Here is a 24,924-nt window from a genome sequence, read left to right as displayed (position 1 = left end):
AAGTATGCTGAAGCACTGGCAGTTGCATCTGCTGGTCATTCCGCCCTTGCTGTTTTTCCTCATCTTCAAGTATTACCCGATGATAAACGCAGTTCTTGCTTTTAAGGACTACAACGTTATCAAGGGAATATGGGGAAGTCCTTGGGTTGGTTTTAAAAATTTCCAACTATTCTTTGAGAATCCACAGTTTTGGATCCTGGTTAAGAACACCATTATGCTTAGTGGTTATCAGTTACTGGCGGGATTCCCGATCCCGATTATTCTGGCTCTCATGATTAATGAGGTGCGCGGAGGAAGGTTCAAAAAATTCGTACAGCTTGTATCGTTTGCACCTTATTTCATCTCAACAGTTGTTATGGTGTCGATCGTTATGCTATTCCTGGCACCGCGGCTCGGCTTTGTCAACATCGCCCTTAACTTCTTCGGACTTGATTCTGTTAACTTCTTGGGTGAACCCGGGATGTTCCGTTCGATTTATGTCTGGTCTGATATTTGGCAGACGGCGGGCTACAGCGCAGTCGTATATTTGGCAGCGCTTGCGGGAATAGACCCGACCCTTTATGAAGCGGCGAAAGTGGACGGTGCTTCACGTTTTCAAAAAATCCGTCACGTCGATTTGCCTGGGATTGTACCCACCATCGTCATCATCCTGATCCTGAATGTAGGGAATGTAATGGCGATCGGTTTCGAAAAGGTCTACCTGCTGCAGAATCCGCTAAACTTGGCCAATTCTGAGATCATTGCGACCTATGTCTATCGGGTTGGTTTGCTAAATGCCAACTACAGTTTTGCAACTGCCGTTGGACTATTTAACTCGATCATCAACCTGATCCTCTTGTTTACAGTGAACGGTTTGGCGAAAAGAATTACTAAGAACAGCATCTGGTAGGAAAGGAGCACACTTATGGCAGCAACAGTTCAAAAAAAGATTAAAGAATCCGCCGGAGACAAAGCGTTTCTATTCACGATCTATCTTGTGCTCGGCCTCGTGGTTATCGCTGTGCTTTACCCGTTGATCTTTATCATCAGCAGTTCGATCAGCAGCCCGGCAGCGGTTACTTCCGGCCGTGTCTGGCTCTGGCCTGTAGATATATCCTTCAAAGGTTTCGAAGTTTTATTCAAAACACCTGAAATTATTACCGGTTATGCTAACTCGATTTTTTACACCGCGGCGGGAACGCTGATTAGTGTAACTTTGACGGTTATGATTGCTTACCCACTGTCCCGCAAAGGTTTTTTCGGGCGGAACACCCTGATGATGATCATCACCTTCACCATGATCTTCAACGGGGGTCTGATACCCACCTATTTGGTGGTAAGAGAAATGAATTTAATTGATACCCGTTGGGCATTGCTGATTCCGAATGCCATTTGGGTATGGCAGGTCATTATTGCCCGCTCATTCTTTCAATCCTCAATTCCTGATGAGCTTATGGAAGCCAGTGAGATCGACGGTTGCAGTGATATGCGATTCATCTGGAGCGTTGTACTTCCATTGTCGAAGCCGATTCTCGCCGTGCTGGTTCTTATGTACGCAGTAGGCCAGTGGAATGCGTATTTCGATGCATTGATCTATCTGAAATCAGCAGATCTGTTCCCGCTGCAGCTAGTCTTGCGAAGCATCATTATTCAGAATAACAGCGCCGGCGGTGCTATGGACGTCGGGAAAATGGTGGAGAAACAGCAGCTTTCCGAGCTATTGAAATATTCTTTGATTGTGGTCGCCACCTTGCCAGTACTGGTTATCTATCCGTTTGTACAGCGTTATTTTGTACAGGGAATGCTGGTCGGTTCTGTGAAGGGCTGATCTTTGGAATGAACTACATGGAGAGGAGGGATGCCCGCAGTTTTACATTCAAGGTATCTTCGTATCAACTGCTAAACTACAAAAGGGAGTGATGGGATTTGAAGAAGAAAAGCTTGATAACTTTACTAACTCTAGTGATGGCGTTTACGGTTGTAATTAGTGGATGTGCTAGTAAAAATACAGATAACACATCCAACTCACAGTCCGGCAACTCGTCTGACAAACCGGTTGAGATCAGTGTGTTCTCTGTTCAGGAATCCGGAATCGACCTTCCGACCAATAAATTCACAAAATTTGTGGAAGACAAGTTCAACTTCAAATTCAAATGGCAGATTAACCCTTCGGACGGTGCCCAGGAAAAACGCCAGATCTCGCTGGCAAGTGGTGACTATCCTGATGCTTACCTGCTTACCCACTATATTGATCAGTTCTCGCAAGCTGACCTGCTGAAATATGGTAAGCAAGGCGTACTCATTCCGTTAAACGATCTAATTAATGAATATGCTCCTAACATTAAAGCAGCCATGGAACAGAACCCTGCGTTGAAGACGTTTAATACAGCGCCTGACGGCAATATCTACGGACTTGTGGCCTACACAGAATGTTTCCACTGTTCCTACCCTAACAAAATGTGGTTGAATACCGAGTGGTTGAAAAAGCTTAACTTGGAAATGCCAAAAACTACAGAAGAGTTCAAGAACGTTCTGAAAGCCTTTAAAACACAAGATCCAAATGGCAATGGCAAAGCGGATGAAGTACCACTGAGTGGTTCCATCGAGGAGTTCGGTGTACGGATTGTTCCTTACTTGATGAATGCCTTTGTCTATGATGACGATCGAAACTACCTGCAAATGGCAGATGGAAAAGTTCAATCCTCTGCAATTACACCAGAGTGGAAAGAAGGATTGACTTACATCAAATCCCTGTTTGACGAAGGCCTGATTGATCCGGGCGCATTTACACAAAATGCCGAAGCGTTCAAGAAAATCGGTGAAAACGCCGATGCAGAAATTTTGGGAGCAGGTGCGGGTATGCACCCAGCGATCTTCGTGAACATCGATCCGGGTAATACTCGTTCGGCACATTATAACCCACTGCCTCCGATTTCCGGACCTCAAGGGGTTTCCTATGCCACTCATGACGGGGGCGGTGTAGCTCCAGGTGCGAAATTCGTGATCACTAACAAAGCAAGTAAAGAAGCACAAATTGCTCTGATCAAAATGGTGGATTACATGTTTACACCTGAAGGTCAAACCAACGCTGCAGCAGGTATGAAGGGAACTGGCTGGACAGATCCGGAAGAAGGCGATGTAGCGCTGGGTAAAGATGTTAAACCAATGGTCAAAACCATTCCACCGGTTGAAGGTGCTGCACCTTCCAATGCGGGCTGGAGCGGCATGGGTCACTTCTATGAGCCAAAAGAATACCGTGATACCTACGTTCAAGGTACTGATATCTACGATTCCAGCAGTTATGAACGCAGACTGTATGATGCGACTCTGCTATACCAAGGTCATGAACCTAAAGAGTTGTTCCCAATCTGGTCCATCTGGATTGATCCAAACGAGATTGATGAAGCCAGTATGCTGCAAACCAACTTGAAGAACTACATCGAGCAAAATCAATTGCAATTCATCACTGGCAACAAGGATCTGAACAAGGACTGGGACGCTTATGTGAAAGGCCTTCAGAACTTGAAGCTTGACCGTTATCTCGAAATTTTACAAAAGGCTTATGATAGTTCTAAATAATAACTATTAAAATCAGAATCAGGTGCTGTACGATAGACCCAGCACCTGGTTTCTTTATATTCAGAGCAGATATACGCATTATTTCTGGAGGATAGCCATGACGAACGAGAAACATTGTAATCATTCATTTGTGATTTCACGCAGAGGACTGCCGGGTATCCGTGCAAGACTTGCGGAAAAAGCGCCAGTGACCGTTGCCTTTCTGGGCGGTTCCATTACAGAGGGAGCAGGGGCTTCGGATGCCGATACATCTAGCTGGAGAGCATTAACCGGAAGGTATCTGCAGGAACGGTTCGCAGATCAGGAGTTCCACTTCATCAATGCCGGAGTGGGCGGTACTACTTCCACACTGGGGGCTCATCGGCTCCAGGAGCATGTGCTGCGGCACGGAAGAATCGATCTGTTGTTTGTTGAATTTAGCGTCAATGACGGCAGTGACTGGGAAGAATCTATCAGGGGCATGGAAGGGATTGTCCGCCAGTGCCGTAGAGTGTCGCCGGATACCGATATCTGCTTCCTGTATACGGCAGCGGAGAAGAATCTGTCGGGGAGTCATCCGTTTAACATTGCCGTCCATGAAGAGGTGGCAGCACATTATCATCTTCCGTCAGTCAACTTTGCCGCCAGAGTCTATGAACAGACGCGTGCAGGTCGTATGGAATGGACAGACTTGGCTCCGGACGGATATCATCCCAATGACGATGGTCATGCCCTCTATGCGGGCTTTTTGCGTGAATATTTAGACATGGCACTTGTCGCAGAGGGTACCGTATTGAACGCTGAGGAGGAAAGAACTATATCTCCTCTGGAAGTAAAGAATTACGAATACGGCAGTCTGCTTGATTTTCGTGCGGGTATTCACACAGAAGGGTTCGAACTCCGTGAGTTGTCACCTGAAGATCCGCTGATGAATTGGCGTTTCGGAACGGAGCATTTATATACGGACAGTCTGGAAGCGGTGTACACATTTACCGTTACTGGTCAAAGCGCAGGTCTGTTGCTGCTTTACGGACCGGATAGCGGGATTTTTGAGTATTCGGTAAACGGCAGCTCGTTTACAGCTGTAAATCTGTTCGACGAGTGGTGTCCGATGGCGCACAGACCTATTCTGACGATGTTTCCACTACAGGAGCAGCGAGGGGAACTACAGGTCACGGTTCGGATCACCGGAACGAAGGATGAAGCCAGTAAGGGCACTAGTTTGCGCATTATGAAGATATTAAGTAATTGATTATCTGGTGAAGAGGTATTATACTGCCTCTTATTAAGCGGTTACAAGAATAGAGAGGCGGGGAGACCCATTCATTCTGCAGAACAAGACTTGATTGCAACGCCGACAATCATTACTTTGACGGATTACGGAGCACAGCCGGATACTGAGCTGGACAACCAAGCGGCCATGACCGCTGCGCTTCAGGCGGCAGCCGGGATTTGCGGGCCTGTTGTGCTGGACTGTCCCAAAGGACGCTATCATTTTTACGTAGATGAGGCTACTAGAGCGCCCTATTATATCTCCAATACGACTAGTGAGACTGAAAATCCAGATGTGACCAAGACCATTGGTATTCTACTGAAAGGTCTGCACAACTTTACACTAGAGGGCAATGGCTCCCTGTTTATTTTCCATGGCAAGCAGACCATGATTCTGCTGGACGGCTGCTCCAATGTGGAGCTCCGCAACCTGCATACCGATTATTACCGGCCTACCGTAACCGAGATGACCATTACTAGCGGCGGCACGCATTCTTTCGATACGGAGGTTCATCCTGATTCCCGCTATGAGATCAGGGACGGCCGGCTGGTCTGGATCGGTGAGGGCTGGAGCTTCACGGAAGGCCCAATGCAGACCTATGATCCGGTGCGCAATGCGACCTGGCGGATGGATAACTGGCTGGAACAGGCAACATCTGTCGAAGAGCTGGAACCGATGAAGCTGCGTCTGCACTTTGATTTTCATCCAGAGGTAGTTCCAGGGCATGTCCTGCAGAACCGTGACGGGATTCGCGATCAGGTCGGGGTCTTCATTACGGGGAGCTCCAATGTTACCTTCACGGATGTTGGGCTGCATTTTCTGCATGGACTTGGAGTTGTAGGCCAGTTCAGCGAAAATCTTACTTTCCGCCGGATGGACTTGTCACCACGACCAGAAACGGGGCGGACTGTCGCTGGTTTCGCAGATTTCATCCATATGTCCAGCTGTCGGGGAAAAGTTACCGTGGCGGACGGTTATTTTGCCGGTTCCCATGATGATCCCGTTAATGTTCACGGAACCTATCTGCGAATTGTAGAGCAGCCTGCGCCGAATGAAGTTAAGGTCCGGTTCATGCATCACCAGACCTACGGATTCCTGGCTTTTCACCCGGGCGATGAGATTGAATTTGTCCGTTCCGGCTCGTTGATCAGCTACGCGAAGGGGAAAGTGGTTGCTGTGGATTTTTTAAATCCGCGTGAGCTTCTATTAACTCTGGCTGACCCGGCTCCCGAAGGTATTGGCAGCCACGATGTTATCGAGAACGTAACCTGGACCGCAGAGGTTGAGGTAGTCAATAATCACTTTGCCCGTGTTCCGACCCGTGGCGTACTCGTGACGAGCCGCCGTAAAGCGGTGATCGCGAATAATACGTTTGAGCGCATGCATATGAACGCGGTTCTGATTGCGGCGGATGCCGAGTCCTGGTATGAGTCTGGAAAGGTGGAGGATGTGACCATCACCGGCAATCGTTTTGTGGAGTGCGGCAGCGGCGAGCATCCAGTGATCTTCATTGCGCCGGAGAACGTGGACATTGATGAGAACGCTCCCGTTCACCAGGGGATTATCATAACGGGGAACCGATTCGAGTTGAAGGATACGCTGGCCTTGAGTGCGAAGAGCACATCCGGCCTGGTTTTCCAATCCAATGAAATCGTGAGCGATGGCGGGGGCGTTCTGTCCAGCCTTGATAAGGCGATTGTCCTAACTGCCTGCTGCGGAGTGGATATTGCGGATAATACGCTCACAGCTGAATAAGATCTGATCGAACATACTGTTAAATGATTGATAGTGGGGGAGAGAGCATATGAAACTTCAATATGACAAGCCAGCAAATGTGTGGACTGAAGGGCTGCCGATTGGTAACGGCCGTCTGGGTGGTATGATTTTCGGTGGTGTAGAGCAGGAGAAAATCAGTCTGAACGAGGATACGTTATGGTCAGGATACCCGAAGGATGGGAACAATCCTGGCGCCAAGGAAGCTTTGCCTAAGGTCCGGAAGCTGATTGAAGAAGGCCGCTATGAAGAGGCTGACACGGAGACCCGGAATATGCTGGGGCCGTATACGCAATCTTATCTGCCTTTTGGCGATCTGCTGCTCCGGTTTGATCACGGCTCTATTTACCGTTCCTATAAGCGGACGCTGGATGTGGAGAATGCGATTCATCGTGTGGAATACCAGATCGGCAATGTCACCTATACCCGTGAAATGTTCGCGTCGCACCCGGACCAGGTACTTGTACTGCGACTGACTGCCAGCGCACCCGGTGCGTTGAATGTACACGCGACCCTGGACAGCCCGCTGCGGCATAGCCTTCATGCACAGGGTGACAGTCTTGTACTATCAGGAACAGCACCAGAGCATGTTGATCCTAGTTATTTTGCAAGTGACAATCCTATACGATACGGCGAACCCGGCGATAGCAAGGGGATGGCCTTTGAGGGCCAGCTTACTGTGAAAGCTGAAGATGGCAAGGTAACCGTTGATGGCAGCGGCGTTCATGTGCTGGATGCGACAGCGGCTACGTTTTATTTCAGCGCGGCTACAGGCTTTAATGGCTATGACAAAATTCCGGGTAAAGAAGGGAAGGATGCCTCTGCGATTGCTGCGTCCCATCTTGCGGGTGCGGTAGACAAGTCTTACCCGGTCCTGCGAGAAGCACATGTCGCGGATTATCGCTCCTTGTTCGATCGGGTGAAGCTGTCACTTGGCAAGTCGCTTGCAGCGGAGGATATGTCCACTGAACAGCGGATTACAACCTATGCTGCCAAAGATCCGGGGCTTGTGGAATTGCTCTTTCACTATGGACGTTACTTGTTGATTGCCAGCTCTCGTCCTGGTACGCAAGCTGCGAATCTCCAAGGCATCTGGAATGCATTTACCCGTCCGCCATGGAGCAGTAACTATACACTGAACATCAATACGGAAATGAACTACTGGCCGGCTGAAATCTGCAATCTGGCAGAATGTCATGAGCCATTGCTGGAGATGATCGGGAATTTGGCGAAGAATGGCGCCGAGACAGCCCGGGTCAACTACGGAACACGGGGCTGGACCGCGCATCACAACGCCGATTTGTGGGCACAGACCGCTCCGGTAGGCGACTTCGGCGACGGTGATCCGAGCTGGGCTTACTGGCCGATGGGCGGCATCTGGCTGACACAGCATTTGTGGGAGCATTATGCTTTTGGCGGAGATGAAGAGTACCTGCGCAGTACCGCTTATCCTGTACTGAAGGAAGCAGCCCTGTTCGCACTGGACTGGCTCATTGACGATGGCAGCGGTCATCTGGTGACCTCGCCGTCGACTTCCCCGGAACACAAATTCCGGACAGCAGAAGGCGTAGCTGCAGTCAGCCCTGGTTCCACGATGGACATCTCGCTGATCTGGGAGCTGTTCACCAACTGTATCGAAGCTTCAACGCAGCTAGGCACGGATCAAGACTTCAGAGAAGAACTGGAGAGCGCCCGTGAGCGTCTGCTGCCACTCCAGGTTGGCAAGTACGGCCAGTTGCAGGAATGGTCGAAGGACTTCGAGGATGAGGACACGTACCACCGGCATACTTCGCATCTGGTCGGGGTGTATCCGGGACGTCAGCTGTCAGAAGAGGAGACACCGGAGCTATTCACTGCCGCGAAGACCTCGCTGGAGCGGCGCGGCGATGAGAGCACAGGCTGGAGCCTGGGCTGGAGAGTAGCCCTGTGGGGCCGCTTCGGAGACGGTAACCGTTCCTTACGCCTGCTCTCAAACATGCTGCGACTGGTGAAGGACGGAGAATCGGAGCAGTACAATCACGGTGGTGTATACGCCAACCTGCTTGGCGCACATCCGCCGTTCCAGATTGACGGCAATTTTGCGGCATCCGCAGGAATTGCAGAGATGCTGCTGCAATCGCATCGTCCATATCTGGAGCTGCTTCCAGCGTTGCCGGATGAATGGCAGGAGGGAAGCGTGGAAGGCCTGCGCGCACGCGGCGGCTTTGAAGTGGATATCCAATGGGAGAACGGACAGTTAGCGGAAGCTACGATCGTCTCCCTACTGGGCACGGATTGTGTGATTCGCAGCGCGGCTTCGCTGGTAGTCACCGAAGCTGGCCATACGGTTAAAGTTGAACATTCCGCTGCGGGAACCTTAAGCTTTGCCACGGAAGCAGGAAAGACCTACAAACTGACCCTTCGCGGACAGCACTAGACTTATCAGCAAGGTTACGAGGGCAGCGGTGGGAACCCGAAAGACGGATTCCCGCCGCTGTTTTTTTGTACACTCGCTAAGCGTTGATTTATGGCAGGAATTCAGCACCACAGAAGATGTACAGAACAGCGGATCAAGATGTGTTAAATCGCGATATGGATCGGAAGATCGGTGTATGGTAAACGCTTTATTCTGTCTTTATAATGAGGGCAGACTTGGGTAAGAACAGTGCTTGTTCTACTCAAGGAACAGTATGCAACATTAAGGAGGCATTTTATGCTAACTAGCGATACATCTGTACAAGTGCAAGTAGAACAACAGAATGAAACTCTGATTCGGGTGACGAACGGTCATGTAAGCCTGGAGATCGATCTCGAAAAAGGTGAAGCTAGCCTCGAGAGTAACACCTCTCATGTGAAGGGAATCCGCAGCGCATTCCGCTGGCAGGGCCGGGAATATAACACAGAACACTACCAGAGCCACCAATTGAAGTCACAGGAAGAGGTTGTTCGTGAAGGCTTCGGAAAAGGCATCCATCTGGTAATCCTGCACGAAACATCCTTGCTGCCGCAGCTGGAGCAGCATTTCTATATTTATGAATCTTCACCTTATGTCCTTGTACAAAGTGCAATTGTAAGTGATGAAGAACTGAAGAGCAACCGTCTAGCTGTTGTGCAGACCAAAGAGGTAACTGTAGGCGGAGCAGGACAGCCAGAGGAATTGAGCATCCTGCGTGTGCCGTTCGACAATGACAAATGGGTTCGCTATACAGTTGTAAAGCCGCCGCTGGATATCGAGAGCTATGAGGCAACGGCCTTATTTGCGGCAGACAGCCGCCGTGGAATTATTATGGGTTCCATCAGCCACAAGGTGTGGAAGACGGGTATTCGTATTAAAAGTGAAAAGATCGGCGGGATCGAAGAACTTGATCTTTACGGCGGTGCTGTCAGTGAGCTGACCCGCGATAGTCAAGCGCACGGTTATGTGAAGGGAAAGAGAGTGGAATCCCCGCTCGTATTTATCGGCTTCTATGACGACTACCGGACAGGTCTCGAAGCCTATGGCCTGGCCAACACCTGGATCGAAGCCCAACTCCCATGGGAGGGTGGCGTTCCTGTAGGCTGGAACAGCTGGTCGGCGGCAATGGCCGAGTTGGATTATGATTTGTACACATCGACCAGTGATTTTTTGAAAAATGAAGTACAGCCGCTCGGCTTCCAAAGCGAGGACACCGTGTATATCAACTTCGATGCTTTCTGGGACAACTTTACCCCGGAAGAAATGAAGGATGCACTGGAGCGTGTACGTCAGAACGGCCACAGACCGGGAACGTACTGGACGCCATTTGCCTTCTGGGGAAGTCCGGCACAATTTGGGCAGCTTGTGGAAGGGACAGACGGTAAATACACTTACGGAGATATTCTGCTGCGCGACAGTGAGGGCGAGATTTTGCCGGATGTTGATGGCGGTCTGGCTATTGACCCTACACATCCAGGGAACCTGCAAAGAATCGACTGGTTCACGAACAAATTCATCTCGGAAGGGTTCGAGTACATCAAGCTGGATTTCCTGGCACATGGTGCGCTGGAAGGACAGCATCACAATCCGGAGATCACAACCGGAATCGCGGCTTACCATTACGGCATGACTTATTTGCAGAACAAGCTCTCCCCGGAAGTCATCGGCCGGCCGTTCTTCATTAATTTGTCCATTGCTCCGCTGTTCCCTTATGCTTTTGCACACAGCCGCCGCGTATCCTGCGACGTCTTCGGTACGCTGCAGGACACCGAGTATTTGCTGAACTCGCTGACACACGGCTGGTGGATGAGTAACACTTTGTACCGTTACAATGATCCCGATCATTCTGTGCTGTACAAGAGTTTTAACCAGGAGGCTACCGGATGGCATGAAGGCCGAAGCCGCCTGACCGCATCGGTCATCGCCGGTACAGTACTGCTGATGGGGGATGACTTCCGCAAGGAAGAGGCCGCTGCACGGGCAAGAGAATGGCTGGGCAACAAGGAGATCATGCACGTAGCTCGCTTGGGCCAGACCTTCCGTCCTGTGGAAGGCGACCTTGGCAAGCAGGCTTCTGACGCGTTTGTGCTAGAAGCTACAGAAGAGAATGCCTTCTATCTGGCGGTCTTCAACTTCGATGCTGCACAAGCTGCGCATAAATCCATCTCCCTGGAACGTGCCGGATTGGATGGCACGGCGCGTTATAGCCTTCAAGATCTGTGGGAGGGTTCACAAGGAGAAGCGACAGGTACTTTGACGCTGAATCTGGAGCCAGCTGAATCCAAAATCTTTAAATTGACGGTAAAGGCAGACTGAAAATGATCACATGCTGGTGGCCAAGACAACATGAGAGCCAAGGTAGCATGGTGATGATGCCTCACCAAGACAAGTAGAACCGCTAAACGGTTATATAAAAAACAGACAAAACGCGCTTCCGCTTCTTGCGGACAGCGCGTTTTGTCTGTTGACTGGCCTGTGGCCTACATTCGAATCCGGCTTCGCGGATTCAGGCGATACTGAGTCGGGTTCACTCCGTAACTAGCGCTGAAGTGTCTGGAGAAGGGATGAATTGAAGGATAGCCCAGCTTCTCGGCGATTGCGGTCACGCTTAGTTCACTTTCCAGTAGAAGACCCGCTGCCCGCCGCATAACCAGATTGTGATGATAGGTGCGTGGGGTTACCCCGGTCTCGCGCTGAAATAATTCATGGAAATAGGTTCGTTTCAATCCACACATCCTGGCCCAGTCCTCAATGGACTCACCGCGCTCGGGATGGGCGTTCAGGTATTCCAGCAACCGGACAATACGGTAATCGCTTGGCTGATGCAAGTGCAGCGCATTGTACCAGCTCAATATCCAGGCGTACATATAGCTGTTCACAGCCTCGCTCCGGTAAAACTGCGCATCGTTGAACGTCTTCGCAATCATCACCAGACTGTCATTAAGCATGGGATGAGTCGCCAGTTGGAATACGCTGGGGAGCTGGTCCAGTTCAGGACAGGCCGCTTGTAGCGCTTTTTTTTCAAAGCTTAAGGGTTCAGGGGCATAGATAAACGAATGGTTATCAGACATCGGAGACTGGTTGTCCCATAAATCGAAATAGAAATTGTAGGAGGAGAGCGGGTTGGAGGGGGAAATATGAAAGGCATGGGGTTGGCCCGGACGCAGAAAAATCAGTGTTCCCCGTTCGATCGGATAACGTCTTCCGTCAATCTCCATCTCGCCAGGGCCACCCATAAATAAATGGAATGCATATACATTGCAGACCCGCAGATTTTCATTACTGCTGCCATCATACTGATAAGTCATGGTTTCGCCAACATAAGGCGTGATTGCGGATAGTTTGTTCATGCTGTGCCTTCACTTTCCGGTCTCATCGACCTGGTCTCTATTGCAGCATATAAGTAACCGTACAAATCGTCAAATGAATGAACCAGCGGGCAAAGACAGCTAATCGTCTCGATGATACTATAAATGCAATGAATCCGTAAGGTTCTAATGATACAAATTGAACTGGAAAATAACATGTATGTAAGTTAATAAAGGAAACTTAATAGAGAAAAGAGTTCTGAATTTAGAGGCGTGATTTCGACGTCTATCCCCCTTATTCTATTGACGGATAGCGGAGTAATTAACAACATAAGACGAAAGGCACAATCTTGTGTACAGAGGTGAAAACAATGAATAATTGGATAAATAGTACCTTCCGCAAACTGCATCTGGACTATCATCAGCCGGAATGGATGAAAGCTGTGGCTGGCGGATTTTCAGAGGAAGAGGCACGGCGGCAGGTGGCAATGTTCAAGGAAGCTGGCATTGAGGCGGTTGAATTTTTCGCTTATGACCACTATGGACATACCTTTTACCCTTCGGATATCGCCCCGGCGCATCCTGGACTGCAGAATGATTATACGGGCCTGATGTCACGTGCGCTTAAAGAGGCTGGCCTCCGCACAATCTTATACTTGAATGCGTTCACAAGCGTGCATCTGCAAAAGGATCATCCGGAATGGCTGCGCGTTCTTGAGGATGGCACTCTGGCGAGAGGGGCCTGGCTTCAGCATGAAGCTTCGCAGGCTTGTATCTCTTCCGGTTTCCTGGATGAGTATTATCTTCCGCTCCTGAAGGAAGCCGTAACACGTCACGAGCCGGATGCAGTCTGGATCGATGGCGGCAGCTGGACCGTGGAATACCCTTGCTACTGTGAGAACTGCCGCAAGCAGTTCCTTGAAGATACGGGCAGAGAGCTGCCACTGGGACCAATGCCTGAACCTGGCGAAGAGTTGAATAGCCCGGACTGGCTGCAATGGCGCCTGTGGCGGCGGGGACAGATCTTTCATTATGTGCGCAAGCTGGTCGCCGCTGTGAAGGAAGTTTCACCGGAGACATTGGTGGCTGAGAATAACCTCGGCAAATATTTCTATGGCCTCCCGCTGATGGAGGGCGGCAAGTTTGTGCGTTGGCTGACACCAAAGGAACTGGGGCTGGACTGGCTGTCTTGTGATCCGGTCCATTTCGGGGCCAATCATGAGATGATTTTCAGTAAGGAAGGACGTTATCAGGCAACCACGGGGCTGACTTATGACTATATGAACGAGCGGTTTCACGGTTGGGGCGAGTGGCAAATACGTCCAACCACCGACTGGAAGCTGGAGATGGCTACAATCCTGGCCGTGGGAGCGAGAGGCTTCTTCGCGGATCAGCCTTATCCGGACGGGCGGCTGGAGCCTGCGGTATACCGGGAGCTGGGGGCCGTTCATGAATTTATGAAGGAACGGGAGCCTTATGCGAGAGGCACACATATCGTGCCGGAAGTGGCAGTGCTGGCTAGCCTGCCCTCCCAGCTGCTGGGACCGGTGGCCGGAGCGGAATGGGGACGCGATAAGCACTGGGGTGCGCTGCCCAAATCACGAATGGACCGCGTGGACGGCGCATCGCAGTTTCTGGTTGAGATGGGCATTCAGCATCTTATCTATGATGAAGCGACATTAAGGGAGCAGTTGGACCGTCAGGCACTGGTTATCGTGCCGGATCAATGTCTCATGGAGGCTGCTACGATTACTGCTCTGGAGACCTATGTCGAGAACGGCGGCAGACTGATCGTTACAGGCAGATCGGGTCTGTGGGATGAGCAGGGACACAGGCGCGAGGGCGATCTTTTCGCTGGACTGCTGGGTCTGACACGTGGTGCAGAGCTTCCCGCCCCGCTGCATTATTGGCAGGCCGGGGATGAGCTTGCCGGTAAGCTGGCGTTTGGGCAGATCCGGCTGCAAGCCTGGGGCGCGGCGCTCCACGCTGCGCTGGAGGGAGCAGAACCGTTAGCCCAGCTGCTGGAGCCGGTGGAAGAGGTTTGGGCAGATAGCCGGAAACGGCGTTCAGACTGGCGGCATTATACCACAGTAGGCGCTGCCCCCGCGGGGAATCATGTGGCAGCTCCAGCGGTGACGCTACATAACTACGGGCAAGGCAGGGTTATGTACTTGAACGGTGATCTGTTTGCGCTGTATTACCTTGAAGGACATCGTCTGATCAGAGAGTGGCTGGACGTTTGCATAAATGATATTTACCCTCGGGACACTCGAATCATCGAAGTGCAAAAGCCGCTTCATGTTGAGATGGTCTTGAATGCTCGCAGTACGGATTCCGGCGAGGAGCTTCTGGTGCATTTCCTGAATTATTTCGCGCAGAAGCGCCCAGGATATGTGATTCATAATGAAGAGATTATGCCGGTCCAGGGCATTTCCTTCCACGTAGCGGCTCCTACGAAGCCAAGCAGGGTACTGCTGCAGCCGGAGAACATAGAGCTGGCATGGAAATGGGATGGAACCCGGGCGATCATAGAGCTACCGGTGCTGGAGCTACACGCGATTGTACAGATTATATTATAGACAGGAGATTAGTATATGAGCGATTTTAAACTATGGTATCTGGCCCCTGCAGCGGGCTGGTCTCAAGGCCTGCCGCTTGGGAACGGAAGAATAGGAGCCGTTGTTATGGCCGCCCCGCACCGCGAGGTATGGAGTATGAGCGAGGTCACCTATTGGTCTGGTCAGGCCGATCCAGAACTTCTTCCTGGAAGCGGGAAAGCTGCACTGGAAGAGATGCGGCAGCATTTCTTCGCCGGCGATTATGAAGCTGGCGATTCTCTGGCCAAGCAGCATTTGCAGCCGAAGAAGCGGAATTTCGGTACAAACCTCGGTTTATGCGAGGTTGTAATTGAATTTGCAGACCAGGCCTCGCAATCTGGTGAAGCCGGAGTCTTCCAGCGCGAGCTGGATTTGAGTTGCGCGGTGGCCGGAGCGGTGGCTAAAGGCAATGGAACCACGCTGTACCGTGAGGTCTTCGCTACCCATGCCGATGATCTCGTGGCTTCACGAATTTGGAGTGAGGCCCCAGGTGAGGTGTCCTTCACTCTCCGTTTGGAGGGAGGGTCAGAGTCGTTCAAGGCCGTAGCTTCGGCCGACAACACGCTGGAATTCAAAGGACAGGCCACGGAAAAAGTGCACAGTAATGGTGCATGCGGGGTCTGGGCTCAGGGCTCTGTCAAGGTAGTCATCACTGGCGGTACGATTCAGAGCGGGGACGGCCGATTGACAGTGGCTGGGGCGGATGAGGCCTTAATCTACTTTGCTGTTAGCACCGATTATCGCCGGACCGGCGAGGACTGGAAAACAGAAAGCACTGCTATCATAAAGCAGGCTTTGGACAAAGGTTATGCCCGGCTGAAAGAGGATCATATCGCCGATTACAGCCAGCAGTATGGCAAGGTGAATATCCGACTGGGGGCCTCTGACAAGGCGAGTCTCCCTACCGATCAGCGTATTCAATTGCTGGCCCAGGGCGGGACAGAAGATCCGCAATTATTTGCCTTGTTCCTGCAGTATGGACGTTACCTGACAATCGCCGGTTCACGGGGAGATTCACCGCTGCCGCTGCATCTTCAGGGCATCTGGAACGATGGCGAAGCCTGCCGAATGGGCTGGAGCTGTGATTATCACCTGGACGTCAACACCCAGATGAATTACTACCCGACAGAGGTTACGAATCTGGGGGACAGCCATCTTCCATTGATGCGCTATGTTGAAGATCTGGCTCAGGCGGGAAGATCTACGGCTCGTAATTTATACGGTAGTGAAGGCTGGGTTGCACACGTATTCTCTAATGTCTGGGGCTTTACGCTTCCAGGCTGGGAGACCTCATGGGGACTTAACGTCACTGGCGGACTTTGGATCGCAACACATCTCATCGAACATTATGAATACAGCCAGGATCGGGTCTTCCTCGAAACCCAAGCTTATCCGGTACTCAAAGAGGCTGCTGCTTTCTACTTGGACTACATGACTGTGCATCCGAAGTATGGCTGGCTGGTGACTGGTCCCTCCAATTCGCCGGAGAATTCTTTCTATCCTGGCGATTCTCGTGAGGGTGGACAGCAGTTATCCATGGGGTCAACCATGGATCAGATTCTGGTACGCGAGCTTTTCGAATTCTGCCTGAAATCGGCGACTCTTCTGGATCGGGACGTAGAACTGCAGCGGAAGCTGGAGGAGGCTATCGCTATCTTACCGCCGCTGCAGATTGGCAAGAAAGGTCAACTGCAGGAGTGGCTGGAGGATTATGAGGAGGCACAGCCGGAACACCGGCACCTGTCCCACCTATTCGCACTGTATCCGGCAAGTCAAATCACACCGGACCGGACACCGGAACTCAGTGCGGCAGTAAGAGTGACGCTGGAGAACCGGATGGTTCAAGATGAGCTGGAGGATGTGGAATTCACCGCGGCCTTGTTCGGCCTGGGCTTTGCCAGATTGCATGACGGGGAGAAAGCCTACAAGCATATCTCCCACTTGATCGGCGGTTTATGCTTCGATAACCTGTTCACTTACTCTAAATCCGGCATTGCCGGAGCGGAGAGTAACATCTTCGTGATCGACGGGAATTTCGGCGGTACAGCGGTCATTGCGGAAATGCTGCTGCAAAGCCATGCGGATGAAATTCATCTGCTGCCGGCGCTGCCAGAAGCATGGAGTACAGGGGAAGTAAGCGGGCTGCGGGCCAAAGGTAATGCCGAGGTCGACATTGTCTGGGAGAGCGGCCAACTGACTGAAGCCGTGGTTCGCACGTTTACGCCAGGAACGGTAACGGTGCGCTGGGGTGATCAAAGAACTACTTTCCAGGCTGAAAGAGGCGGAAGATACAGACTTAATACCCGGTTGGAAGGGCTATAGAGTGTTGTATCCGGATTTGAGGGTTTGAGGACAGTGCTTGATGACGATAATCTGGTGTTTTCACAAAATAATCCGGATGGCAGTAGACAAAATTTAAATGGTGGCGTAGGATTTAACTTCCTGCACCACTATTTTTTTATGTGTGAAGTGCATGCTGAAACACTCCAATTTAACAATTTATGCTTGAAAATGACTTTCATTTATATGTACCATGGTTGGTGTGGGGGAAAAGAATATAATAGAGACAGAGCAGACAACAAAGAGGAGGGGACTTCGATGTACAGTATTTTTCTTGTAGATGATGAAGAACTGGGACTCGAGATGATGAGAGATTATATTCGCTGGGAAGAGATGGGTATCTATGTCGTTGGAACAGCAGGCAATGGCAGGGAGGCTTTGGAGAAGATCGAGGCCACGCAGCCGGATATTGTCCTTACGGATGTTCAAATGCCAATTATGAACGGAATTGAACTGGCTAAAAATATACACGAGTGCTACGAAGGGATGCAAGTGATGTTCCTGACCGGGCATGATGAATTTCATTATGTAAAATCGGCCCTCAATGTAGGTGCTGTTGGTTATTTGTTGAAACCGCTTGATTTAAACGAGATTGTAAGCGTTATCGAAAAAGTGAAACAGCGCTGTGAGGAAGTACGGATGAAGAAACGCTCGATGGAGGCAGCCAAAGCTAATATCCTGAAGGAGCTTTCCTATGAGAAAAATGTAGAACGCGCTGCCGATTTGGCTTCCAGCTTTAGCAGACTAACCCGCCTGCCGGAGAGTAACCGCTATGCGTTGGCATTGTTCAGCATCGACCCCAAGGAGGCCGAAGGGGGACGGAGTCTGGAGGACTGTATAGGCCGTCTGGTCTCTTTTCTGGACCAATTTTTCAAGGCGAAGAACCTGGAGGTTGTCTTTGTTCCCTATAAAGAAGGGGAGATAGGCGTGTTTATGGAAGCGTCGGAGCAACTGGGGCATTATGCATGGGAGGACTTGGCCGAAGCAATTCGAGGTACGCTGGATTTCACGGTGACTGCTGCCGTCGGCGGTCAGGATGCTGAATTAATTCATGTGCATCAACTCTATGAGGGGATGCGTGTGATTTTGAATGAGCGATTCTATGAAGGTACAGGTACGATTATTCATGCCAATGCCGTTTGTAACCAGTTCTACAGCGAACATATACCGCCTTTTGCCAGAAAAGAGTGGTTTGAAGCCATTAATCGGCTAGATTTCGAGCAGGCTGCACAGGATTTGCACCGGCATATTGAAGGACTGGCAACGCTGAGAATCAAGAAAAAAATCATCTGCGACTGGTCTATTGATCTTGTGGATGAGCTTCTGGAGCAGCTTCACGAGGCTGTTCCTGAGGGCTTCAAGCGGGCGGAACTATACCATTCCATCTATAATGCGCTGACCCTGAATGAGATTGAGGATCTGATTTTAGGGACTGCCGAGAATGCTGTGAGCTTGCTGGGCGAGCGTTTTATGGACAAAAATGCAAAGCTGATCCACAAGGTGCGGACGATGATTGATCAGAATTATGATCAGCCAATTACGATCAATAGCCTGTCTGATCAGGTCTATTTGTCGCCGAATTATTTACGCTCTATTTTTAAAGATAAGACCGGTATGACGATCCACGATTATTTGACTCGCATTCGGCTCGATAAGGCTAAAGAATTGCTGTCGGACGGTTCACTCAAGATTCAGGATATCGCCCAGAGAGTAGGCTATGAAAGTACGTCCTATTTTATTTCGCTATTTTTGAAGAACCAGGGGGTTACACCGAACGAATACAGGAAAAATATTTGACCGTGTCAATACGGAAGACGCTATCCTCCAGAGAATGGTGAATGAAAGACGCTTTCCTCTATGAATAGTAAGATTACGGTATAGATAATTCTCCGCCCGCTTTTTACAATTAGGCATGTATTCAAAACATAGTGCAAGAGACGGGCTGAAATCATCAGTGCCAATCAAAGGGAATCTTTCAGTTATTATAATTCGGCAGCGCTTTCAGGATTGACAGACAAACACAGAAAGGAGAAGAGAGCATTGGATAGCTCTTTTACGAAAGCGATTACAGAAATACGTGTAGCTGCACATTGGTACAGCAGACGCTATTTCCCTGCGGCCAGTTGGACAGATGTTCGTTGTCTATCGATCTGCTAAGGGGCTGTAACGCTTTGTTGTGGAAGCGATATCATTAATGACTAGATAGTATTTTCCGGCGCGTGGATTCCTTTGTATCACTTGATTTGAGCAACATGGCCCGAGTATTACAGTGAAACAACAGAAGAATTGGCAGCAAGAAAGCACTAACTATACAACACCAAACGGAGGGATGTTATGCTTGGACAGGTAATGAAAAAAGGATTTCTGCTCTTTATCATGATCTGCCTGGTGGCTACCGGTAGCGGACAGTTCGCCAGGACGGTATATGCCGATGATACGAACACCTATGAGGCTGAGGCAGAAGGGAATACGCTGACTGGCAACGCTTCTATATCGGATCTCACTACAGCTTCCGGCGGCAAGAAGGTCGGGGGTATCTATCAAGGCAGTTCCTTGCAGTTCAATAATGTAACGGTGAGCGAGACCGGAAATTATAAAATTACAGTGTACTATATTTCTGGCGATCCGCGCCCATTCTATATCAGTGCCAACGGTGGCAACAAGCAGTTCGAAGAACCACCTAAGACGGCGAACTGGGAGACCGTGGGTACCTACGATGTGACGCTTCCCTTGAACGCGGGAGTCAATACCATCCTGATCGATGATAACGACTGGTATTCTCCAGACATCGACAAGATCGTGATCCGCGGGCTTGACAATAGCAATCCGGGAGAAGGTCATGAAGGCGACTGGAAGAAGAATCTACGTGGTGTAGTCATTGAGGCTGAAGCGCCTGAGAATATTATTACAGGCAATGCTAAAGTGGAAGACAGCAGTGTCAGCTCTAATGGTAAGAAAGTAACGGGTCTGTACAAGGATAGCTCCTTGACATTCACTAATGTTAATGCACCGGCTGACGGAACGTATTTGATCCGCATTTCATATATTTCGGGCGATCAACGGCCTGTGTATATGCAGGTGAATAGTGGACCCGATGAGCTGATTGATCTGCCGAAGACGGCAAGTTGGAACACGATAGGCACTTATGATGTGGAAGTGATTCTACAAACGGGTACGAATACGATCACTTTCTCAGACCATGACTGGTATTCCCCGGATATGGATAAGATCGAAGTGATTCCTTATACGATCAGCTATGAAGCGGAATCTCCGGTCAATGAATTGACTGGCGAAGCCCGTGTTTCTGACAGCCCCAATGCTTCCGGCGGCAAAAAGGTAGGCTACCTGAATGGAGGCAGCTCTCTGATCTTCAAAAAGATTATTGCCCCTATGACCGGTGATTATAAAATCACTGTAGCCTACATTTCTGGTGACCCGCGCAGCTTCTATGTCAGCGCCAATGGGGGCACGGAGCAATACTACGAGCTGCCGAAGACGGCAGACTGGGATACGGTTGGCAACTATGACATAACACTACCGCTAACTGAGGGTGAGAATACGATCACATTCTCGGACGGTAACTGGTATGCACCGGATCTGGACCGGATTATCGTAGAGCCTGCGATGGGTTCTGAGCCAGGGAATCCGGGCGAAGAAGAGGATGACCTGGGAACACCGGGCGATACGCACAGCTACGGGGCGATCACGGTTACCGATTATACTTACGGCCTGCTGGTATCCAATGGACAATATCAAGTGTCCTATAATACCAAGAATGGATATGCTGGTTACAGCTGGGCTGATGGACAGAAGCTAAAAGGAATCTACGGCAGCATTAAGCTCGGTGATGAGCTTGTGGAAACCAAAAGCTATGAGAATCATGCAAGCGCTGGAGCGCCAGTTGAGATTCAGGATGGATTCGGCAAAGGGGTAGAGCTTTCATTTGTTCATACCTCAGCAGGTAAGCCAACACTGAAGCAAGTCTACAAATTCTATGAGGACAGAACATACTTCTTGACCCGTCTGGATGCAGCCAGTGATACGGCAATCAAGAGCAATTATATGTCACCGGTTACGTTGAAACGTACAGGTGGTGTAGATATTGGCGCCAGCGCGGATAATCGTGTGCTGACCGTGCCTTTTGACAACGATGCTTGGATTCGTTACAAATCTCAAACGATGAACCGGGCAGATACCAGCTATGAGATGACGGCTATTTTTAACAATACGACCCGTAACGGGCTGATCATCGGTTCCGTGACGCACGACACCTGGAAGACAGGCATTGACTGGAAAGGCTCTTCCAACCGGCTCAACGAGCTGGCGGTGTATGGCGGTGCAGCAAGTGATGTTACCCGTGACACCCAGCCACACGGTAGCCTGACAGGCACCGAGCTATCCTCGCCATTGGTGATGGTGGGTGGATTCAGCGATTACCGTACCGGGCTTGAAGAATACGGCAAAGCTAATGCGATCATCACGCCTCCGCTGGAGCTGAACCCGGAATTGCCGCAAGGTGTACCGGTCGGCTGGAACAGCTGGGGAGCTTACGAAAGCTCACTGTCTTATCAAGACGTAGTGGATGTCTCTAATTATTTTAAAGAGAACTTGAAGGACTTCAACAATAACGGCAATGTATTCATCAATATGGATTCCTACTGGGATAATCTGAGCGATCAGCAGCTTGAAAGCGTTGTCTCTCACATTAAAGGCAATGGGCAACATGCAGGTATTTATTGGGGGCCGTTTGTATACTGGGGCGACAATATGAGTCAGACGGTAGATGGCACTAACGGCCAGTATACGTACGGCGACATCGTCCTCAGGGATGCTGAGGGTAACCCGCTGCCGACTCTGGACGGGGCTTATGCCCTCGATGTGACACATCCGGGTACGAAACTGCGTATGAATTATTTCCTGGATAAGTTCAAGGATCTTGGGTTTACTTTTATCAAATTGGATTTCCTGACTCATGGTGCACTGGAAGGTCAACACTATGATCCGAATGTGACAACAGGGATTCAGGCTTATAATGAAGGAATGCGTTATGTCAAAGACCGTCTGGATGGAAAAATGTTCATCAGCGAATCCATCGCGCCGATTTTCCCAAGCCAATATGCGCACAGCAGACGGATTTCCTGTGACACTTTCGGCAGGATCAATGAGACAGAATACATGCTGAATTCATTAACCTATGGCTTCTGGCAAAATGGAACAATCTATCCGTACACAGACCCGGATCATTTGGCATTAAGCCGTGCTACCAGCTTGACTGAAGCTCGCAGCCGTGTGAACTCCGGTGTCATCGCCGGAACGGTGATGCTGGATAGTGATGATGTGAACGATGCTACAGCACAGGAATACATGACAGCTTTGTACAACAACAAGGATGTTCTTGAAGTAGCTTTGAAAGGAAAAGCGTTCAAACCGCTGGAAGGCAACACGAATGCCAATGCTGCAGATACTTTTGTACTGAAGGATGGCAACGATTATTACCTGGCTGTATTCAACTATAGTGCTAATGCTTCGGCCAACAAAACCGTTGATTTTGCCCGTGCTGGACTGGATGCTTCTGAATCCTACACGATGCAAGACCTGTGGACGGGGGAAACTTCCTCGGTAACTGGTTCCTGGGCATTAACTTTGCAAAAGACAGAATCGAAGCTGGTCAAATTGACAGCAAGTCCAAAGCCGGTAACAGGCGTAGCTCTGGATAAGAGCGAGCTTACACTGACCGTTGGCGAAACCGGCAAGCTGGTTGCAACGGTGAACCCGGAAGTGGCAACGAACAAATCTGTAACTTGGACTTCAAGTGATGCAGAAGTAGCTACTGTAGAAAATGGCACGGTAACTGCTGTTGCAGATGGTAAAGCAACGATTACTGTAGAGACGGTTGACGGTGGCTTTAAGGCTACGGCTGAGATTACAGTCAAAGCTGCCACCACGGAAAATCCGGGCAATCCAGGGAATCCCGAGAATCCGGGTACCCCGGGTAATCCAGATGTGCCTGCCAATCCCGGGGATAACAGCAATAGTGGAAATAACAGTAACAACGGAAACAACAGCAATAGCGGAAATAACGGCAATACCGGCAGCAGTGTTCCGGGTAGTATTGTAGATTCATCCAATGCCGCTAAACCGCTGAGCATCACACCAGATTTGCTGAAAGTGGACAGTGCAGGTAATAAAGCAGTTGTGGACATTAAGGAAGATACACAGGAAATACAACTGTCCCCTGCGGCGATTCTTCAACTCGGAAATCACACACTGGAAGTGAAATCCGGCAAGCTCTCGCTCCAAGTGCCTGCGGATCTGATCCGCGCACTGCAGAACAAACTGTCTGCTGATCAACGGGCAGACAGCACAATCTCCCTGAAGATGGTGCCTCTTGGCAGCACAGCTAATGAAACGATCTCCGCTGCTGCGGAAGCTACCCATGCGGATGTAGCGCTCAAGGGTGATATTTATGAATTCAGCCTGACGATCACTTCAAAAGCAGGTGCAACACAAACACTCTCCACGTTTGATCAACCAATTACCCTGAGCCTGACTGCAGCGGAAGGGTTCAATGCTTCGCGTGGAGGCATCTACTATATTGCCGATAACGGCAAGCTTGAATATATTCAAGCTGATTATGCTGGTGGAGTGTTGACGGCCAAGATCAGCCACTTCAGCAAATATGCGGTTCTGGAACTGAACCGGACGTTCACCGATGTTCCGGCCAGTCATTGGGCCAGCTCTGTTATCAAGGAGCTAGCGGCGAAGCTGCTTGTTCAAGGCACCAGCGGTGACAAGTTTGAACCGGGACGCGCAGTTACGCGTGCTGAGTTCACATCCATGCTCGTGCATTCTCTTGGACTGAACGAAGCGGGCGAAGCAAGCTTTGCTGACGTTGCAGCGACTGCTTGGTATGCGGAGCCAATCTCCATTGCTTACACGGCTGGTATCGTAAGTGGCAGAGGTGCAGATAAGTTTGAGCCGGGCGCAGAGATCACCCGTGAAGAAATCACGGTGATGACGATGAAGGCTTATGAACTGAAGCATGGCAAAGCGCCTGCTGCTTCTGATCCAGCGTTCACGGATTTGGACCTGGTTTCCTCCTGGGCAACCGCTTCTGTGAATGAAGCCGCCAGCCTTGGGCTGATTAAAGGCCAGAACCAAGGACAATTCGTGCCTAAAGGTATCGCATCCCGGGCCGAAGCGGCTCAGGTTATCTACAATTTGCTTGTGAAGTAAGGATTGAAAAGGGCTGAGGGGTGAAGGACTGGAAGGATGAAGGGTTGGAGGACTGAAGGGTGAAGCCCTGAAGACCTGAAGACTTTCAGGCCACCCCAAAGTGGGATATTCTACAGTGCAGATTGTTAATTCGATACCAAGATGTGAAAAAGCAGCAAGTCTCCAAAACAGAGACTTGCTGCTTTTTGTTTCTGGTCAATTGCTCATCATATCCGATACTTGCTAAACTAACCTCACCAGAGAGACTTTAACTAACGCAAAGAGTGTAACGGACTCTACAGCCGCTATTTGCGATTACAACTGGGTTTTAGACATGTAACGGACTCCAGCGCCGCTATTTACTCCAAAACCCCGCATTTTGATCAGACGGCCAGCCCATAGAGTCACCTGAGTCCGTTAGCTTCCCTAGCGGTCGAATATATAGAC

12 protein-coding genes are annotated in these 24,924 nt (G+C 50.2%); 11 read left to right on the top strand and 1 reads right to left on the bottom strand.

Annotation, left to right across the window (positions count from 1 at the left end; translation table 11 throughout):
• Positions 1 to 4: 4 nt before the first annotated feature.
• The 7 genes from ACFVU8_RS15290 to ACFVU8_RS15260 all read left to right on the top strand — a co-directional run bounded on the left by ACFVU8_RS15290 (position 5) and on the right by ACFVU8_RS15260 (position 11,333).
• Positions 5 to 889, top strand: coding sequence for an ABC transporter permease (locus ACFVU8_RS15290; protein WP_379465532.1), 885 nt, complete (start codon positions 5 to 7; stop codon positions 887 to 889).
• Between the two features lie 15 nt (positions 890 to 904).
• Positions 905 to 1,807, top strand: coding sequence for a carbohydrate ABC transporter permease (locus ACFVU8_RS15285; RefSeq protein WP_175370107.1), 903 nt, complete (start codon positions 905 to 907; stop codon positions 1,805 to 1,807).
• 137 nt (positions 1,808 to 1,944) lie between these two features.
• The gene (locus tag ACFVU8_RS15280; protein WP_379465531.1) at positions 1,945 to 3,558 is read left to right on the top strand and encodes an extracellular solute-binding protein; all 1,614 of its coding nucleotides are present in this window, start codon (positions 1,945 to 1,947) and stop codon (positions 3,556 to 3,558) included.
• Between the two features lie 97 nt (positions 3,559 to 3,655).
• Entirely contained in the window at positions 3,656 to 4,789 is a 1,134-nt protein-coding gene (locus ACFVU8_RS15275) for an SGNH/GDSL hydrolase family protein (protein WP_387428234.1), read from the top strand.
• Between the two features lie 90 nt (positions 4,790 to 4,879).
• The gene (locus tag ACFVU8_RS15270) at positions 4,880 to 6,565 is read left to right on the top strand and encodes a right-handed parallel beta-helix repeat-containing protein (RefSeq protein ID WP_387428233.1); all 1,686 of its coding nucleotides are present in this window, start codon (positions 4,880 to 4,882) and stop codon (positions 6,563 to 6,565) included.
• A gap of 49 nt (positions 6,566 to 6,614) precedes the next feature.
• The gene (locus ACFVU8_RS15265; RefSeq protein WP_387428231.1) at positions 6,615 to 8,999 is read left to right on the top strand and encodes a glycoside hydrolase family 95 protein; all 2,385 of its coding nucleotides are present in this window, start codon (positions 6,615 to 6,617) and stop codon (positions 8,997 to 8,999) included.
• A 276-nt stretch (positions 9,000 to 9,275) separates the two neighbouring features.
• Entirely contained in the window at positions 9,276 to 11,333 is a 2,058-nt protein-coding gene (locus ACFVU8_RS15260) for an alpha-galactosidase (protein ID WP_387428229.1), read from the top strand.
• Positions 11,334 to 11,497: 164 nt separating this feature from the next.
• Here ACFVU8_RS15260 and ACFVU8_RS15255 read toward each other — a convergent pair whose 3' ends face one another.
• Positions 11,498 to 12,367, bottom strand: coding sequence for a helix-turn-helix domain-containing protein (locus ACFVU8_RS15255; RefSeq protein ID WP_379465164.1), 870 nt, complete (start codon positions 12,365 to 12,367; stop codon positions 11,498 to 11,500).
• A gap of 329 nt (positions 12,368 to 12,696) precedes the next feature.
• Here ACFVU8_RS15255 and ACFVU8_RS15250 point away from each other — a divergent pair, with 329 nt between their 5' ends.
• From ACFVU8_RS15250 to ACFVU8_RS15235, 4 genes are all read left to right on the top strand, one after another.
• A complete protein-coding gene (locus ACFVU8_RS15250; protein WP_387428227.1) occupies positions 12,697 to 14,904 on the top strand; it encodes a beta-galactosidase trimerization domain-containing protein in 2,208 nt (735 codons plus the stop codon).
• 15 nt (positions 14,905 to 14,919) lie between these two features.
• Positions 14,920 to 17,244 carry a glycoside hydrolase family 95 protein gene (locus ACFVU8_RS15245; protein ID WP_387428225.1) on the top strand — a complete coding sequence of 775 codons (2,325 nt, stop codon included), beginning with the start codon at positions 14,920 to 14,922 and terminating at the stop codon, positions 17,242 to 17,244.
• Between the two features lie 276 nt (positions 17,245 to 17,520).
• Positions 17,521 to 19,059: a response regulator gene (locus ACFVU8_RS15240; protein ID WP_387428223.1), complete on the top strand. Its 1,539-nt coding sequence runs from the start codon at positions 17,521 to 17,523 to the stop codon at positions 19,057 to 19,059.
• Positions 19,060 to 19,596: 537 nt separating this feature from the next.
• The gene (locus ACFVU8_RS15235; protein WP_387428221.1) at positions 19,597 to 24,498 is read left to right on the top strand and encodes an S-layer homology domain-containing protein; all 4,902 of its coding nucleotides are present in this window, start codon (positions 19,597 to 19,599) and stop codon (positions 24,496 to 24,498) included.
• Positions 24,499 to 24,924 lie beyond the last annotated feature (426 nt).

The organism is Paenibacillus sp. NPDC058177 (genome assembly GCF_042883835.1).
Lineage (GTDB): Bacteria > Bacillota > Bacilli > Paenibacillales > Paenibacillaceae > Paenibacillus_AQ > Paenibacillus_AQ agri.
This window is presented reverse-complemented; position numbering and strand designations above follow the sequence as displayed.

Excerpts from the sequence above, each read along its gene's own strand:
- ACFVU8_RS15240 (WP_387428223.1), top strand. The coding sequence starts at position 17,521 with ATGTACAGTATTTTTCTTGTAGATGATGAAGAACTGGGACTCGAGATG.
- ACFVU8_RS15265 (WP_387428231.1), top strand. The coding sequence starts at position 6,615 with ATGAAACTTCAATATGACAAGCCAGCAAATGTGTGGACTGAAGGGCTG.
- ACFVU8_RS15250 (WP_387428227.1), top strand. The coding sequence starts at position 12,697 with ATGAATAATTGGATAAATAGTACCTTCCGCAAACTGCATCTGGACTAT.
- ACFVU8_RS15255 (WP_379465164.1), bottom strand. The coding sequence starts at position 12,367 with ATGAACAAACTATCCGCAATCACGCCTTATGTTGGCGAAACCATGACT.
- ACFVU8_RS15245 (WP_387428225.1), top strand. The coding sequence starts at position 14,920 with ATGAGCGATTTTAAACTATGGTATCTGGCCCCTGCAGCGGGCTGGTCT.
- ACFVU8_RS15285 (WP_175370107.1), top strand. The coding sequence starts at position 905 with ATGGCAGCAACAGTTCAAAAAAAGATTAAAGAATCCGCCGGAGACAAA.
- ACFVU8_RS15235 (WP_387428221.1), top strand. The coding sequence starts at position 19,597 with ATGCTTGGACAGGTAATGAAAAAAGGATTTCTGCTCTTTATCATGATC.
- ACFVU8_RS15260 (WP_387428229.1), top strand. The coding sequence starts at position 9,276 with ATGCTAACTAGCGATACATCTGTACAAGTGCAAGTAGAACAACAGAAT.
- ACFVU8_RS15280 (WP_379465531.1), top strand. The coding sequence starts at position 1,945 with ATGGCGTTTACGGTTGTAATTAGTGGATGTGCTAGTAAAAATACAGAT.
- ACFVU8_RS15290 (WP_379465532.1), top strand. The coding sequence starts at position 5 with ATGCTGAAGCACTGGCAGTTGCATCTGCTGGTCATTCCGCCCTTGCTG.
- ACFVU8_RS15275 (WP_387428234.1), top strand. The coding sequence starts at position 3,656 with ATGACGAACGAGAAACATTGTAATCATTCATTTGTGATTTCACGCAGA.